Here is a 15,810-nt window from a genome sequence, read left to right as displayed (position 1 = left end):
GGCGTCCATGGCTCATGCGGCGACTCACGCGGCGCCCGCCCGCAGGCAATCGTGGATGTGCACGATGCCCAGCGGCCGGTCGGCCTCGATCACGAACAGAGTGGTGATCTGTTTCTCGTTCATCACGCGCAGCGCCTCGACGATCAACGCCTTCGGGCGGATCGTCTTGGGCCGCGGGGACATGATGCTGTCGGCGCGCTCGGCCAGAAGCTCTGGCGTCAGATGACGGCGCACGTCGCCGTCGGTGATGATCCCGACCAGCGCCCCCGCCTCGTCGGTTACCCCGACGCAGCCGAGCCGCTTGGCCGTCATCTCGAAGATGACCTCGGACAGCGGCGAATCAAGACGGCACAGGGGAAGATCCGCTCCCTTGTGCATGATGTCCGTCACCTTCAGCAGCGCCCGGCCGAGCTGACCGCCGGGGTGGAACTCGCGGAAATCGGCGGCGGAGAAGCCGCGCCGCTCCAGCAGCGCCACCGCCAGCGCGTCGCCCAGCGCCAGCATCATCGTGGTGGAGGTGGTCGGCGCCAGGCCCAGCGGGCAGGCCTCCGGCACCGGCGGCAGGATCAGCGCCACGTCCGACTGCTCGGCCAGCGGCGACGCCGCCTTGCGGGTCATGCCGATCAGCGGGATGCCGAAGCGGCGGGTGTAGGCGATGATGTCGGCCAGCTCGTGCGTTTCGCCGGAGTTGGACAGCGCCACCACCGCGTCGATCTTCGCGATCATGCCGAGGTCGCCGTGGCTGGCCTCGCCCGGATGGACGAAGAAGGCCGGCGTGCCGGTCGAGGCCATCGTCGCGGCGATCTTGCGGGCGACGTGGCCCGACTTTCCCATGCCGGTGACGACGACACGGCCCTGGATGCCGTGCAGGAGGTCGAGCGCCCGCAGGAAGGCGCCGTCGAGGCTGTCGGCCAGCGCGACCAGCGCGTCGGCCTCCGTCCTGAGGACGCGGACGGCGCAGGCGAGGTCGCGGTTGTCCACCGCGCTCGATTCACCGGCGGCGGGAGGGGTCAGGCTGGACGTGATCACGCTGGTCAAGGCTGTCGATGCCTTCCGTTCAAGGCCGCGGCCCGATGGCCGGGCAAACGCCGGCACCGCCGGCTGCCACACAAACGCCGGCACCGCCGGCTTCCAAAGCGATCTCCGGCAACGCCGGCTCGGCACACGGCGGCGGACGCCGCATCCCGTCCGGGAAAGAGCCCGTCAGGGTCGGCGTCCGCCGCGGCACAGTATGCCCACCACCGCAGCCGGGGTCAAACCCACGCCCGGTCCGGTTGGGGCCAGCCCCATCCGGTTGCCGGTCAGTGCGCCAAAATGTCCGGGGTTTCCCAGCCGCCGAGGTCCAGCTCGCCGCGGGCCGGCAGGAAGTCGAAGCAGGCCTGGGCCAGATGGGTCCGCCCCTCGCGCGCCAGCATGACGTCCAGCTTGGCCTTCAGGTCGTGCAGGTGCAGCACGTCCGACGCGGCGTACTTCATCTGGTCGGTGCTGAGATCCGCCGCGCCCCAGTCGGACGACTGCTGCTGCTTGGACAGCTCGACCCCCAGCAGGTCCTTGCAGAGATCCTTCAGGCCATGACGGTCGGTGAAGGTGCGGACCAGCTTGGACGCCACCTTGGTGCAGTAGACCGGCTGGCAGGAAATGCCGAGATAGGCCCGCATCACCGCCACGTCGAACCGGGCGAAGTGGAACAGCTTGGTGACGTCGGGGTTGGTCAGCAGGCGCTTCAGGTTCGGCGCCTCGTACTGGCCCTTGCGGAACTGCACCAGATGGACGGCGCCGTCGCCGGCCGACAGCTGGACCAGGCACAGGCGGTCGCGGTGGGGGTTCAGCCCCATCGTCTCGGTGTCGATGGCGATGGCGTTGTCACGGGCGCCGGCGGCGAGGTCGAGGCCGTCCGGCAGGTCGCCGTCATGAAGGTCGATGGGCATGGTCGCTTCCCGGAAGGGTAAGGCCCCCGGCCACGGACCCTAGAAACGACGAACGCCGCTCTGCACGGCCTCCCTCTTGATCGAGAGAGCTGTGCATGCGGCGCAGCCGGGTAGAAAGAAATGGTGCCCAGGAGAAGACTCGAACTTCCACGACATTTCTGCCACAGGTACCTGAAACCTGCGCGTCTACCAATTCCGCCACCTGGGCTCGGTGCTCGGTGTGTGGGCGGTTTTCTAATGATCCGGCCGGGGGGCGTCAACAGCTTTTTTCGGCCTCTTTCACTTTTTCGCGGCCACCCTTGCCGGCCCCCCTCCGACAGGCCGCCATCCCCGCGACACGATCCCCCACCGTCCAGAGGCCCTAGCTTGCCGTCCGGGCATTCGCTATAAGCATCCCCGCAGATTTCATGGCGACACACAGTCGGACGACGCGCGGGGGCGCGGCCGGGGCGCTTCGCCCCGACGCTCCAAGGACCCCCGGCAGGCGCGCAACGGCACGGGAGACGGTCGATGTCCTATCGCACTCAGGTTATCACGGTGTTCGGCGGTTCGGGCTTCATCGGCCGCCACCTGATCCGGCGCCTCGCCAAGTCGGGCGCCGTCATCCGCATCGCCACGCGGACGCCGGGCAAGGCGGCCTTCCTCAAGACGGCCGGCGCCGTCGGCCAGATCGTGCCCTTCGGCACCGACTGCACCAAGGACGAGTCGGTCGCCCGCGCGCTGCAGGGCGCCGACATCGCCATCAACCTGCTGGGCGTGCTGTACGAGCGCGGGGCGCAGAGCTTCCAGGGCGTCCACACCGACGCCGCCGGCCGCATCGCCCGGCTGGCCGCCGCCAACGGCGTGACCCGCATGGTCCATGTCTCGGCGATCGGCGCCGACGCCGCCTCGCATTCGGCCTACGCCCGCTCCAAGGCGGCGGGCGAGCAGGCGGTGCGCGCCGGCTTCCCCGCCGCGACCATCCTGCGGCCCAGCATCGTCTTCGGGCCGGAGGACAACTTCTTCAACAAGTTCGCCGCGATGGCCCAGAAGGCCCCGGCCCTGCCGCTGATCGGCGGCGGCAAGACCCGCTTCCAGCCGGTCTATGTCGGCGACCTCGCCGACGCCATCGTCGCCGCGCTGGAACTGGAGAGCGCCAAGGGCAAGACCTTCGAGCTGGGCGGCCCGCGCGTCTACAGCTTCCGCGAGTTGCTGGAGCTGACGCAGAAGGAAATCCGCCGCCACCGTCCGCTGGTGACGATCCCCTGGAACATCGCGGAGTCGCTGGGCGGCCTGCTGGAAAAGGTGCCGCTGCTCGCCCCGGTCCTGACCCGCGACCAGGTGGAGCTGCTGAAGCGCGACAACATCGTCGCCCCTGGCGCCCCGGGCTTCAAGGAGCTGGGCATCACCGAACTGGCGACCTGCGAGGTGATCCTGCCGACCTACCTGTCGCGCTTCATCGTCGGCGGCCGCTACACCACGCTGACCGGCGACAAGGACGCGGCGGGTCATGGCGCGGCGGACAGCGCGCACTGAGCGGTCTTTCCATCGCACGGAACGAGCCCCGGCCGACCGCCGGGGCTTTTTCTTTTTGCCCGGTTGCTTGGCCCGTTGTTTGGCTGGGGAGAGGCGGCGCACCGCTCCGCTCCCGCTTGATTTCTTCCCATTCGATGGCATCTGCCCTTGTCCGCCGCGGGCCCCGCGCGTGGATGTGAGGGTGACGGTGGAGACGGGTTCATGAGCGATACGGTCAGCCGGCGGACGCCCGACGGCACGGCAGCCGACCAGCGCAGAGTCGGCGAGAGGACGCGCGCCGACGCCGCGCGCTGGGCGACCGTCGCCGCCTTCTTCCTGAACGGCACGGTCTTCGGCGTCTGGGCGACGCAGATCCCGCTGCTGAAGAGCCGGCTCGACCTCAGCGCCGCGGTGCTGGGGGTGGCGCTGCTGTTCCTGGCGGTCGGGGCGCTGACGGCGATGGTCGCGAGCGGGCCGCTGCTCGGGCGGCTGGGCAGCGCGCCGGTGACGCGGGTGACCGCGCTGCTGTTCGCCGGGCTGCTGCCGCTGCCGGCGCTGGTGCCGGACGTGGTGACGCTCTGCGTCGTGCTGGCGCTGTTCGGCGCGTCGGGCGGCACGATGGACGTGGCGATGAACGCCCAAGGGGCGCTGGTGGAGCGGCGGCTCGGCCGGCCGATCATGTCGTCGCTGCACGGGATGTGGAGCCTGGGCGGGCTGACCGGCGCCGGGCTGGGCGGGCTGCTGCTGCCGTTGATGCCGCCGGCCGCCCAGGCCGGGCTGGTGTCGGCCGGACTGGTCGTCCTGTTCCTGGTCCTGCAGGGCCGCATGCTGCCCGACCGCAACGCCTCGGGCGGCGGGCTGGTGCTGCCCGACCGCAAGACGCTGCTGCTGGGGTTGCTCGCCGCCCTGTCCTTCATGAGCGAGGGCGCCGTCCTGGACTGGAGCGCCATTCACCTGCGTGAGGATCTCGGCGCGGCGGCCTCGCTCGCCGGCATGGGCTTCGCCGTCTTCTGCGGCGCGATGGCGGTCGGCCGCTTCGGCGGCGACCGGCTGCGGCACCGGTTCGGCGGGGCGACGCTGATGCGCGGCGGCGGGCTGCTGGCCACGGCCGGGTTGGGTCTGGTGCTGGCGGCGGGGCTGCTGGCGGGCGGGTCGCCGCTGCTGGCGATCGTCGGCTTCGGCCTGACCGGGATCGGCCTGTCGAACATCGTCCCGGTGCTGTTCAGCACGGCGGGCGCGGTGGAGAGCGGCCACCCCGACCACGCCGTCGCCGCGGTGTCGACCATGGGCTACGCCGGGGTGCTGGCCGGCCCGCCGCTGGTCGGCTTCATCGCCCAGGCGACCAGCCTCGCGACCGCCTTCGCCCTGATCGCCTTGCTCGCCCTGTTCGTGGCCGCCGCGGCGGCCCGTGCGGTGCCGCGGCGGGCATAAGCGACCTTACAGATACAGGAACGCCAGCATTCCGGCGCCGACGGCGATACGGTACCAGCCGAAGGGGGTGAAGCCGTAGCGGCCGACGAAGTCGACCAGCGTCTTGACCACCAGGGCGGCGGCGATGAAGGCGGTGATGAAGCCGACCAGGATCAGCAGCCCGCTGTCGAAGCTCATGCCCGACCAGTTCTTGTAGAGGTCGTAGACGGTGGCGCCGGCCATCGTCGGCACCGCCAGGAAGAAGGAGAACTCGGCGGCGGCACGACGGTCGACCCCCATCAGCAGGGCGCCCAGGATGCTGGCGCCCGAGCGGGAGACGCCCGGCACCAGCGCCAGGCACTGGCAGAAGCCGATCTTCAGGGCCAGCGGGGCGGAAAAGCTCTCGATCTTGTGGTAGCGGGCGGTCGGCACGAAGCGCTCCACCACCAGGATGGCGATGCCGCCGACGATCAGGGCGATGCTGACCACGGTGGGGTTGAACAGCACCGCCTTGATGATGCCGTGCAGCCCGGCGCCCAGCACCATCGCCGGCAGGAAGGCGATCAGCACCGCCATGACGAAGCGCCGCGCGCCCGGATCGTCCTTCAGACCGGTCGCGACGTTCCACAGCCGGTGGAAGTAGACGACGCAGATCGCCAGGATGGCGCCCAACTGGATCACCACCTCGAACACCTTGCCGGGCGGACCCTGAAAGCCGAGCAGTTCGTCCAGCATGATGAGGTGGCCGGTGGAGGACACCGGCAGGAACTCGGTCAGCCCCTCCACCAGACCCAGGAGGGTGGCGTCCAGATATTGATCGATCAGCATTGCGGCACTCAAGCCTTCGGCAGGGTTTGATATGCAGCGGCTTATATCAGGCACGCCCGCGCTTGGCGACGTCGAGGGATCGGTACCCCTTTCTACGATATTGTCCTGAAACGAGACTAATTTTCTGTCTCACTTTCATGACCATCCACCGTGACGCTTACGCATTTCAGCCTTGCGGAAGAAAAGGTCAACAAGTGAGACCTATCGGTTCTTTTGTGCTTCCGCGGCCGCTGCACATGCGTTATATGACGAGCGTCCGCCAGTTCGCGGACGTTCGATTTCAACCCAGCCGGCGGTCCCGGGACATCCAGGACCCTCGGTCAGGCGACCGCCCCGCACCGGCGTCGGGGCCGCGAAGCGAAGGAGCAGACGTCATGGCGAACCAGAAAATGTTGGGCTTTGTGCACACCGCGCAGACGATGCCCGACAAGCGGTCGGCCGCCGACCGCCGCCAGGACTTTGCGGAAATCTACGCCCGCTTCAGCGATGAGCGCGCTGCTGAGCAGGCCAACCGCTGCTCGCAGTGCGGCGTTCCCTTCTGCCAAGTGCATTGCCCGGTCTCCAACAACATCCCCGACTGGCTGAAGCTGACCGCGGAAGGCCGGTTGGAGGAAGCCTACGAAGTGTCGCAGGCCACCAACAACTTCCCGGAAATCTGCGGCCGCATCTGCCCGCAGGATCGCCTGTGCGAGGGCAACTGCGTCATCGAGCAGTCGACGCACGGCGCCGTCACCATCGGTTCGGTCGAGAAGTACATCAACGACACCGCCTGGGAAAACGGCTGGGTCAAGCCGCGCACGCCGTCGAAGGAACTCGGCCTGTCGGTCGGCGTGATCGGCGCCGGCCCGGCTGGCCTCGCCGCCGCCGAGGAACTGCGGGCCAAGGGTTACGAGGTCCATGTCTATGACCGCCATGACCGCATGGGCGGCCTGCTGGTCTACGGCATCCCCGGCTTCAAGCTGGAAAAGGACGTCGTCGCCCGCCGTGTCCAGCGTCTGGCCGACGCCGGCGTGATCTTCCACCCGAATTTCGAGATCGGCCGCGACGCCGAACTCAGCGACCTGCGCAAGCAGCATGTCGCCGTGCTGATCGCCACCGGCGTCTACAAGGCGCGCGACATCAAGGCCCCCGGTGCCGGGCTGAAGAACATCGTCCCGGCGCTGGAATACCTGACCACCTCGAACAAGGTCGGGCTGGGCGACAGCGTCGCGGCGTACGAGGACGGCTCGCTGAACGCCGCCGGCAAGAAGGTGGTGGTCCTGGGCGGCGGCGACACCGCGATGGACTGCGTGCGCACGGCGATCCGCCAGGGCGCGACCTCCGTCAAGTGCCTGTACCGCCGTGACCGCAAGAACATGCCGGGCTCGCAGCGCGAGGTCGCGCACGCCGAGGAAGAGGGCGTCGAGTTCGTCTGGCAGGCCGCCCCGGAAGGCTTCACCGGCGAGGATGTGGTGACCGGCGTGCGCGCCGTCCGCATCCATCTGGGCGTCGCCGACGCCACCGGCCGCCAGACCCCGCAGGTGATCGAGGGCTCCGCCTTCACCGAGCCGGCCGACCTCGTCATCAAGGCGCTGGGCTTCGAGCCGGAAGACCTGCCGGGCGCCTTCGGCTCGCCCGACCTGACGGTCACCCGCTGGGGCACGCTGCTGATCGACCACCGCACCAAGATGACCAGCCTGGACGGCGTCTTCGCCGCCGGCGACATCGTCCGCGGCGCCTCGCTGGTGGTCTGGGCCATCCGCGACGGCCGCGACGCCGCCGACGCCATGCACGCCTACGCCCAGTCGGTGAAGACGCCGGCGCTGGCCGTCGCGGCGGAGTAAATCCACCCACCTGCCCCTCCCCAGCCCTCCCCCGCTTCGCGGGAGAGGGTGCCTTACGGGACGGCGGCGGCAGTCCCCTCTCCCGCGTGAGCGGGGGAGGGTTAGGGAGGGGGCCGTACGCCCCCCGCATCAAGAACCACCGTCTACCCCAGGGGGCCCTTCCCTTCGGCCCCCCAGGTCAACGTCCAGACTGTGAAAGGGTCGTTCCATGACCACCGAGTTGAACCAGGGTGAGCAGTTCGTCGCCGACTTCCGCGCCAACGCCGCGGCGCTGACCACTGCGCACGCCTACAATCCGGCCGACGAGCACGACGCCTGCGGCGTCGGCTTCATCGCCGCGATCGACGGCAAGCCCCGCCGTTCGGTGGTCGAGAAAGGCATCGAGGCGCTGAAGGCGGTCTGGCACCGCGGCGCGGTGGACGCCGACGGCAAGACCGGCGACGGCGCCGGCATCCATGTCCAGGTGCCGCAGAAGTTCTTCAAGGATCATGTCAAGATCATCGGCCACCTGCCGCCGGAGAACAATCTGGCGGTCGGTCAGGTCTTCCTGCCGCGCATCAGCCTGGACGCCCAGGAAGCCTGCCGCTGCATCGTCGAGACCGAGATCCTGTCCTTCGGCTACTACATCTACGGCTGGCGCCAGGTGCCGATCAACGTCGACATCATCGGCGAGAAGGCCAACGCCACCCGGCCGGAGATCGAGCAGATCATCGTCGGCAACAGCAAGGGCGTGTCGGACGAGCAGTTCGAACTGGACCTCTACATCATCCGCCGCCGCATCGAGAAGGCGGTCTACAACGAGCAGATCACCGACTTCTACATCTGCTCGCTGTCGGCGCGCTCGATCATCTACAAGGGCATGTTCCTCGCCGAGCAGCTGTCGACCTTCTATCCGGATCTGACGGACGACCGGTTCGAGTCGAGCTTCGCCATCTACCACCAGCGCTATTCGACCAACACCTTCCCGACCTGGCCGCTGGCCCAGCCCTTCCGCATGCTCGCCCACAACGGGGAGATCAACACGCTGAAGGGCAACGTCAACTGGATGAAGGCGCACGAGACCCGGATGGAGCATCCGGTGTTCGGCGCCAACATGGGCGACCTGAAGCCGGTGATCGGCGTCGGCCTGTCGGACTCCGGCGCGCTCGACACCGTGTTCGAGGTGATGGTCCGCGCCGGCCGCACCGCGCCGATGGTCAAGATGATGCTGGTGCCGCAGGCGCTGACCAGCTCGCAGACCACGCCGGACAACCACAAGGCGCTGATCGCCTACTGCAACTCGGTGATGGAGCCGTGGGACGGCCCGGCTGCGCTGGCGATGACCGACGGCCGCTGGGTCGTCGGAGGCATGGACCGCAACGGCCTGCGCCCGATGCGCTACACCATCACCACCGACGGGCTGATCATCGCCGGTTCCGAAACCGGCATGGTCAAGATCGAGGAGAATCAGGTCGTCGAGAAGGGCCGTCTCGGCCCGGGCGAGATGATCGCCGTCGACCTGCGGGCCGGCAAGCTGTTCCATGACCGCGAGCTGAAGGACCACCTCGCCGCGAAGAAGCCGTGGGGCAACTGGGTCAAGAACACCACGCACCTGGACGAGCTGGTCAAGACCGCCTCGCTGAAGGGCGAGCCGTCGGAGATGGAGAAGGCCGAGCTGCGCAAGCGGCAGATGGCCTTCGGCCTCGCCATGGAAGACATGGAGCTGATCCTCCACCCGATGGCGGAGGACGGCAAGGAGGCGATCGGCTCGATGGGCGACGACAGCCCGATCGCCGTGCTGTCCGACAAGTACCGCGGCCTGCACCACTTCTTCCGCCAGAACTTCTCCCAGGTCACCAACCCGCCGATCGACAGCTTGCGCGAGCGCCGGGTGATGAGCCTGAAGACCCGGCTGGGCAATCTCGGCAACATCCTGGACGAGGACGAGAGCCAGACCCGCCTGCTCCAGCTCGACAGCCCGGTGCTGACGACCGCCGAGTTCCGCGCCATGCGCGACTACATGGGCGAGACGGCGGCCGAGATCGACGCGACCTTCCCGGTCGACGCCGGCCCCGACGCGCTGCGCGACGCGCTGCGCCGCATCCGCCAGGAGGCGGAGGACGCGGTGCGCGGCGGTGCCAACCACGTCATCCTGACCGACGAGGCGATGGGGGCCGAGCGCGCCGCCATCCCGGCGATCCTGGCGACCGGCGCGGTCCACACCCACCTGATCCGCTCCAACCTGCGCACCTTCACCTCGCTGAACCTGCGCACGGCGGAGTGCCTGGACACCCATTACTTCGCGGTGCTGATCGGCGTCGGCGCCACCACCGTCAACGCCTACCTCGCCCAGGAAGCGGTGGCCGAGCGCCAGCGCCGCGGCCTGCTGGGCTCGCTGTCGCTGGAAAAGGCGATGGCGAACTACAAGAAGGCGATCGACGAGGGCCTGCTGAAGATCATGTCCAAGATGGGCATCTCGGTCATCAGCAGCTACCGCGGCGGCGGCAACTTCGAAGCCATCGGCCTCAGCCGCGCGCTGGTCGCCGAGCATTTCCCGGCGATGGTCAGCCGCATCTCCGGCATCGGCCTGAACGGCATCCAGAAGAAGGTGCTGGAGCAGCACGCCGTCGCCTACGACCAGGAGGTCGTGGCCCTGCCGGTGGGTGGCTTCTACCGCTTCCGCAAGTCGGGCGACCGTCATGGCTGGGAGGGCGGCATCATCCACACCCTCCAGCAGGCCGTCACCAACGACAGCTACACCACCTTCAAGAAGTATTCGGAGCAGGTGAACAAGCGGCCGCCGATGCAGCTGCGCGACCTGCTGGAGTTCCGCACCACCAAGGCCGCCGTGCCGGTGGACGAGGTCGAGAGCATCACCTCGATCCGCAAGCGCTTCATCACGCCGGGCATGTCGATGGGCGCCCTGTCGCCCGAGGCGCACGGCACGCTGAACGTCGCGATGAACCGCATCGGCGCCAAGTCCGACTCGGGCGAGGGCGGTGAGGATCCGGCGCGCTTCCGTCCCGACAAGAACGGCGACAATTGGAACTCCGCCATCAAGCAGGTGGCGTCGGGCCGCTTCGGCGTCACCGCCGAGTACCTGAACCAGTGCCGCGAGCTGGAGATCAAGGTCGCCCAGGGCGCCAAGCCCGGCGAAGGCGGCCAGCTGCCCGGCTTCAAGGTGACGGAGATGATCGCACGGCTGCGTCACTCGACGCCGGGCGTCATGCTGATCAGCCCGCCGCCGCACCACGACATCTACTCGATCGAGGATCTGGCGCAGCTCATCTATGACCTGAAGCAGATCAACCCGGACGCCAAGGTCACGGTGAAGCTGGTCAGCCGGTCGGGCATCGGCACCATCGCCGCCGGCGTGGCGAAGGCCAACGCCGACATCATCCTGATCTCCGGCAACTCCGGCGGCACCGGCGCCAGCCCGCAGACCTCGATCAAGTTCGCCGGCCTGCCCTGGGAGATGGGCCTGTCGGAGGTGCATCAGGTCCTGACGCTGAACAAGCTGCGCCACCGCGTGCGGCTGCGCACCGACGGCGGCCTGAAGACCGGCCGCGACATCGTCATCGCCGCCATGCTGGGCGCGGAAGAGTTCGGCATCGGCACCGCCAGCCTGATCGCCATGGGCTGCATCATGGTCCGGCAGTGCCATTCCAACACCTGCCCGGTCGGCGTCTGCGTCCAGGACGAGAAGCTGCGCGACAAGTTCGTCGGCACGCCGGAGAAGGTCGTCAACCTCTTCACCTTCCTGGCCGAAGAGGTCCGCGAGATCCTGGCCAAGCTGGGCTTCCGCACGCTGAACGAGGTGATCGGCCGCACCGACCTGCTGCATCAGGTCAGTCGCGGCGGCGCCCACCTCGACGACCTCGACCTCAACCCGCTTCTGGCCCAGGTCGATCCGGGCGAGAACGCGCGCTACTGCACGCTGCAGGGCCGCAACGAGGTGCCGGACACGCTGGACGCCCGCATCGTCGCCGACGCCCGCCCGCTGTTCGAGGAGGGCGAGAAGATGCAGCTCGCCTACAACGCCCGCAACACGCAGCGCGCCATCGGCACGCGGCTGTCCTCGATGGTGACGCGGAAGTTCGGGATGTTCGGGCTGCAGCCCGGCCACATCACCGTCCGCCTGCGCGGCACCGCCGGCCAGTCGCTGGGCGCCTTCGCGGTCCAGGGCATCAAGCTGGAGGTGATGGGCGACGCCAACGACTATGTCGGCAAGGGCCTGTCGGGCGGCACCATCGTCGTCCGTCCGGCGACCAGCAGCCCGCTGGAGTCGAACACCAACACCATCATCGGCAACACGGTGCTGTACGGCGCCACCGCCGGCAAGCTGTTCGCCGCCGGCCAGGCCGGCGAGCGGTTCGCGGTGCGCAACTCCGGCGCCACCGTGGTGGTGGAGGGCTGCGGCTCCAACGGCTGCGAGTACATGACGGGCGGCACCGCGGTGATCCTGGGCAAGGTCGGCGACAACTTCGCCGCCGGCATGACCGGGGGCATGGCCTACCTGTACGACCCGGAAGACTCGCTGCCGCTGCACATCAACGAGGAGAGCGTCATCTTCCAGCGGATCGAGGTGCCTCACTACGAGGCCCAGCTCCGCGCCCTGATCGAGGAGCATGTCGCCGAGACGCAGAGCCGTTTCGCCGCCGAGATCCTCAATGACTGGCAGCGTGAACTCGGCAACTTCTGGCAGGTCGTGCCGAAGGAGATGCTGCACCGTCTGGCCGTGCCGGTGACCCTGCCGCGCGCCATCCCGGCGGAGTGACCCGGTAAGGATGCGCCGCCGCTCCGCCCGCCCATCCGGGCGGCGGGGCGGGACGCGGATGCGAAAACGGCGCGCCGGTCCGGCAGGACGGCGCGCCGTTTCTCGTTCACCCCTCCGCCATACCGGAAGGGGGCGGCATCACGGCTCCAGCACCCAGGGCTCCGCCTTGGCGGCCGCCATCCAATCCTGCAGCGCCGGCAGGGCCAGCACCGCGTCCATATAGGCGCGCGTCCCCTCGCCCACCGCGACGCCGTAGGTGGCGAAGCGGGTGACCACCGGGGCGAACATCGCGTCGGCGATGGTGAAGCGGCCGAACAGGAACGGCCCGCCCTGACCGTACGCCGCCCGGGCATCGGCCCACAGCCGTTCGACACGGGCGATGTCGACGGCGGTGGCCGGGGTCATCCCCTCGCCCTTGCGGTCGCGCTTCAGGTCCATCGACATGGTGCTGCGCAGCGAGACGAAGCCGCCATGCATCTCCGCCGCCACCGACCGGGCGACGGCGCGGGCGGCCCGATCCGCCGGCCACAGCCCGGCCTCGGGCGCCAGCTCCGCCACATACTCGCAGATCGCCAGCGAGTCCCAGACGGTGAGGTCGCCATGGCGCAGGCAGGGCACACGGCCCGACGGCGAATGCTCGCCGATGCGCGCCGCGGTGTCGGGCTGGCGCAGCGGGACGACGACCTCGCGGAACGGCAGCCCGGCCTGCTTCAGCACCAGCCACGGGCGGAGCGACCAGGAGGAATAGGCCTTGTTGCCCATCACCAGGGTCAAGTCGGACGGGGTCGGATCGGACATCGAAAGCACCTCGCAAGACAGCGCATGACGCGCAACGACGGGCCGCCGAGCATGCCGCCCGACCCACCCCGGCGCAAGCCCCCGCCCGCTGGGGGCGCCGTCGTCGAGCGGCGGCGCCGCCGTCCCGCAGCGGCGAAAAAGGGCAAAAAAAGCGCTTGCGGGGTCGGGGGCTTTTGAGTAAGTTGCGCGCCTCGACGCCGACGGCCTCCGCCGGTGTCGGGACACAGGTGGATCAAGGCGCCCGTAGCTCAGCTGGATAGAGCATCAGACTACGAATCTGAGGGTCAGGAGTTCGAATCTCTTCGGGCGCGCCATCCTCCAAACAACACGCTCTGCGACACGCAAGGCCACCTCCGGGTGGCCTTTGTCGTTTCCGGGGTCGGTGCGGACCGGGCATCCCACAGCCGTCGCCCCTCCCCGCCCCCCGCGCTTGGCGGGGGAGGGAAAGGGCGGCGGCCGGCACGCCTCGGCGGTCCTGCTCAGCGGTCGTGCAGCGGCGCCATCTGGTCGAGCCGGTGGGCGAACTCGATGTCGGCCTGGGTGACGCCGTCAGCGCTGCGGGTGTAGAGGATCACCTCGACCCGGCCGACGTCGTTGAACCATTCCGGGTGATGGCCGGTCTTCTCGGCGAACAGGGCGACCTGGGTCATGAAGCCCCAGGCGGCCGAGAAATCGGCGAAATGGTAGGTCTTGCGGATGGCGTCGCGTTCCAGCACCTCCGACCAGCCGTGCAGTTCCTTCAGTGCCGTCTGGCGGTGCGCCCCGACCAAGCGATCGGACATGATGGCCTCCCTTCGTTTTGTCGCCCATCCCTTCCTTGGCGGATGGGCGGCGGTTCGCTACCTTCTTTGGCATGATACGGAAACCCTCAGGTCCCCATACGGTTCCGCCCACGGTCGAAGACCTGGAGCGCATGGCCGAAGAGGCGCTCGACACCATCCCGGCGGAGCTGCTGGCCCCGGTCGGGAACCTCGTCATCCATGTCGAGGATTTTCCTGATGAGGATACCGAGCGGGAGATGGAGCTGGAAAGCCCCTTCGACCTCCTGGGGCTCTATCGGGGCGTGGATCTGACGCGGCAAAGCGTCGCCGATGTCCGCGGCGGCCCCGACATGATCTTCCTCTACCGCCGCCCGATCCTGGATTACTGGTGCGAAACCGGGGAGGAACTGCCCGCCATCGTCCGCCATGTCCTGATCCACGAGATCGGCCACCATTTCGGCTTCTCCGACGACGACATGGAGCGGATCGAGGCGATGGGCTAACCGTCCAACGCCGCCACCACCCGGCGGCGCAGGGCGGGGACCAGCTCCGCGTCGAACCAGGGGTTGCGGTTCAGCCAGGCAGTGTTGCGCCAGCTCGGGTGCGGCAGCGGGATGAAGGCCGGACCATAATCCCGCCACGCCGCCACCGTCTCCGTCATCGTCGCCTTGCGGCGGTCGCCGAGGTAGCGCGCCTGGGCGTACTGCCCGATCAGCAGCGTCAGCCGCACCCCCGACAGCGCCGCCAGCACCGGCGGGTGCCACAGCGGCGCGCATTCCGGCCGCGGCGGGTAATCGCCGCCGCTTTTCCCCTGGGCGGTGGGCGGCGCGGTGCCGGGGTAGCACAGCCCCATCGGCACCACGGCGATGCGCGATTCGTCATAGAAGGCGGCGCGGTCCATCGCCAGCCACGCCCGCAGCCGGTCGCCGGAAGCGTCATCCCAGGGAACGCCGCTGGCGTGCACCCGGGCGCCGGGCGCCTGCCCGATCACCAGCAGGCGGGCGGTCGCCGTGCCGCGCAGCACCGGCCGGCAGCCGTGCGGCAGCGCCCCCGCGCAGACGGTGCAGGCCCGCACCCGCGCGAACAGGCGGTCGAGGTCCGATCCGCCGTCACCATCGACATCAGACAAGTGTCAGCATATCCCGAACGAAGGCCGGCACCACCTGGGTGGCCGGACCGTGGATGGAGCTGTGGAAATAGGAGGCGCCCTCCGACGGTTCCAGGTTCAGCTCGACCGTATAGGCGCCGGCGGACCGCGCCTCCGCCACGAAACCGGCGGCCGGGTAGACATGGCCGGAGGTGCCGACCGACACGAACAGGTCGCACTCCTCCAGCGCCCGCTGGATACGCTCCATCTGATAGGGCATCTCGCCGAACCACACCACGTCGGGGCGCAGGCCGCCCTTGCGCCCGCAGGTCAGGCACAGGTCGTGCACCGACAGGTCGCCATGACAGTCCGTCACCGCGCGGCAGTGCATGCAGAACGCCTTGCGCAGCTCGCCATGCATGTGCAGCGGCGCCGCGGAGCCGCCGCGCTCGTGCAGGTCGTCGATGTTCTGCGTCACCAGCAGGACCTCGCCCGGCCAGCGCCGCTCCAGCTCGGCCAGCGCCCGGTGCGCGGCGTTGGGCTGGATCGCCGGGTCGAGCAGGCCGCGCCGCCGGTCGTTGTAGAAGCGGTGGACCAGATCGGGGTCGCGGGCGAAGCCCTCCGGCGTCGCCACGTCCTCCAGATCGACCTGGCTCCAGATGCCGCCGGCGCAGCGGAAGGTGTCGAGACCCGACTCCTTGGAGATCCCCGCACCGGTCAGGATCACGATCCGGTCGGTCGGGCGCAGGCGGTTGGTCAGGGTGGACATCGGACGATCCTTTGGCGATGGGCCTTTGGCGATGGGCCTTTGGCAGCGGGCTTTTGGCGGTGTGGCCCTTAGCGGTTCGGAAACCGGATGCGCGGACACTGGTGTGCAGGAACACGGGTGTGATCCGGTGCGGCGCGGTATGCCGCGACAGCCATA

Annotated in this window: 12 protein-coding genes and 2 tRNA genes; 6 read left to right on the top strand and 8 right to left on the bottom strand. The window is 69.0% G+C overall.

Annotated features, from left to right (window positions below; genetic code table 11):
• Positions 1–24: 24 nt before the first annotated feature.
• The 3 genes from TSO352_RS15160 to TSO352_RS15150 form a co-directional block, all read right to left on the bottom strand.
• Positions 25–1,029, bottom strand: coding sequence for a KpsF/GutQ family sugar-phosphate isomerase (locus TSO352_RS15160; protein ID WP_109108342.1), 1,005 nt, complete (start codon positions 1,027–1,029; stop codon positions 25–27).
• Between the two features lie 272 nt (positions 1,030–1,301).
• Entirely contained in the window at positions 1,302–1,928 is a 627-nt protein-coding gene (locus tag TSO352_RS15155) for a ribonuclease H-like domain-containing protein (protein ID WP_109108120.1), read from the bottom strand.
• A 121-nt stretch (positions 1,929–2,049) separates the two neighbouring features.
• Positions 2,050–2,136: transfer RNA gene (locus TSO352_RS15150), tRNA-Leu, on the bottom strand.
• A 302-nt stretch (positions 2,137–2,438) separates the two neighbouring features.
• On the opposite strand from TSO352_RS15150, the gene TSO352_RS15145 reads away from it, so the two are divergent.
• Complete coding sequence (locus TSO352_RS15145) at positions 2,439–3,443, top strand: complex I NDUFA9 subunit family protein (RefSeq protein WP_109108119.1); 1,005 nt, start codon at positions 2,439–2,441, stop codon at positions 3,441–3,443.
• A gap of 201 nt (positions 3,444–3,644) precedes the next feature.
• Complete coding sequence (locus TSO352_RS15140) at positions 3,645–4,853, top strand: MFS transporter (protein ID WP_247872113.1); 1,209 nt, start codon at positions 3,645–3,647, stop codon at positions 4,851–4,853.
• A 6-nt stretch (positions 4,854–4,859) separates the two neighbouring features.
• On the opposite strand, the gene TSO352_RS15135 is transcribed toward TSO352_RS15140, so the two are convergent.
• Positions 4,860–5,660, bottom strand: a complete 801-nt coding sequence (locus TSO352_RS15135) for an undecaprenyl-diphosphate phosphatase (protein WP_109108118.1) — start codon at positions 5,658–5,660, stop codon at positions 4,860–4,862.
• Positions 5,661–6,034: 374 nt separating this feature from the next.
• On the opposite strand from TSO352_RS15135, the gene TSO352_RS15130 reads away from it, so the two are divergent.
• Together TSO352_RS15130 and gltB are read left to right on the top strand one after the other, a co-directional pair.
• Positions 6,035–7,483, top strand: a complete 1,449-nt coding sequence (locus tag TSO352_RS15130; RefSeq protein ID WP_109108117.1) for an NAD(P)-dependent oxidoreductase — start codon at positions 6,035–6,037, stop codon at positions 7,481–7,483.
• A gap of 208 nt (positions 7,484–7,691) precedes the next feature.
• On the top strand, positions 7,692–12,239 hold the full coding sequence (gene gltB, locus TSO352_RS15125) for a glutamate synthase large subunit (protein WP_109108116.1): 4,548 nt from the start codon (positions 7,692–7,694) through the stop codon (positions 12,237–12,239).
• 138 nt (positions 12,240–12,377) lie between these two features.
• Here the strand turns inward: gltB and TSO352_RS15120 are convergent, their stop codons facing one another.
• Positions 12,378–13,037 carry a glutathione S-transferase family protein gene (locus TSO352_RS15120; RefSeq protein ID WP_109108115.1) on the bottom strand — a complete coding sequence of 220 codons (660 nt, stop codon included), beginning with the start codon at positions 13,035–13,037 and terminating at the stop codon, positions 12,378–12,380.
• Positions 13,038–13,274: 237 nt separating this feature from the next.
• Between TSO352_RS15120 and TSO352_RS15115 the strand changes: the two genes are divergently transcribed.
• A tRNA-Arg gene (locus TSO352_RS15115) sits at positions 13,275–13,351 on the top strand.
• A gap of 165 nt (positions 13,352–13,516) precedes the next feature.
• On the opposite strand, the gene TSO352_RS15110 is transcribed toward TSO352_RS15115, so the two are convergent.
• Positions 13,517–13,819, bottom strand: a complete 303-nt coding sequence (locus TSO352_RS15110) for a 4a-hydroxytetrahydrobiopterin dehydratase (RefSeq protein ID WP_109108114.1) — start codon at positions 13,817–13,819, stop codon at positions 13,517–13,519.
• 131 nt (positions 13,820–13,950) lie between these two features.
• Between TSO352_RS15110 and TSO352_RS15105 the strand changes: the two genes are divergently transcribed.
• Positions 13,951–14,301 carry a metallopeptidase family protein gene (locus tag TSO352_RS15105; protein ID WP_109108113.1) on the top strand — a complete coding sequence of 117 codons (351 nt, stop codon included), beginning with the start codon at positions 13,951–13,953 and terminating at the stop codon, positions 14,299–14,301.
• On the opposite strand, the gene TSO352_RS15100 is transcribed toward TSO352_RS15105, so the two are convergent.
• Together TSO352_RS15100 and TSO352_RS15095 are read right to left on the bottom strand one after the other, a co-directional pair.
• Positions 14,298–14,927 (bottom strand): uracil-DNA glycosylase family protein, encoded by a 630-nt coding sequence (locus TSO352_RS15100; RefSeq protein ID WP_109108112.1) that lies wholly within the window; start codon positions 14,925–14,927, stop codon positions 14,298–14,300. The two genes, TSO352_RS15105 and TSO352_RS15100, sit on opposite strands and share 4 nt — an antisense overlap.
• The gene (locus TSO352_RS15095) at positions 14,920–15,654 is read right to left on the bottom strand and encodes an NAD-dependent deacylase (RefSeq protein WP_109108111.1); all 735 of its coding nucleotides are present in this window, start codon (positions 15,652–15,654) and stop codon (positions 14,920–14,922) included. Before TSO352_RS15095 ends, TSO352_RS15100 begins: the two co-directional genes overlap by 8 nt.
• Between the last annotated feature and the right edge of the window lie 156 nt (positions 15,655–15,810).

Source organism: Azospirillum sp. TSO35-2, from assembly GCF_003116095.1.
Classification (GTDB): Bacteria; Pseudomonadota; Alphaproteobacteria; order Azospirillales; family Azospirillaceae; genus Azospirillum.
Note: the sequence above shows the minus strand (reverse complement) of the source record. Positions and strands in the feature narration are given on the sequence as shown.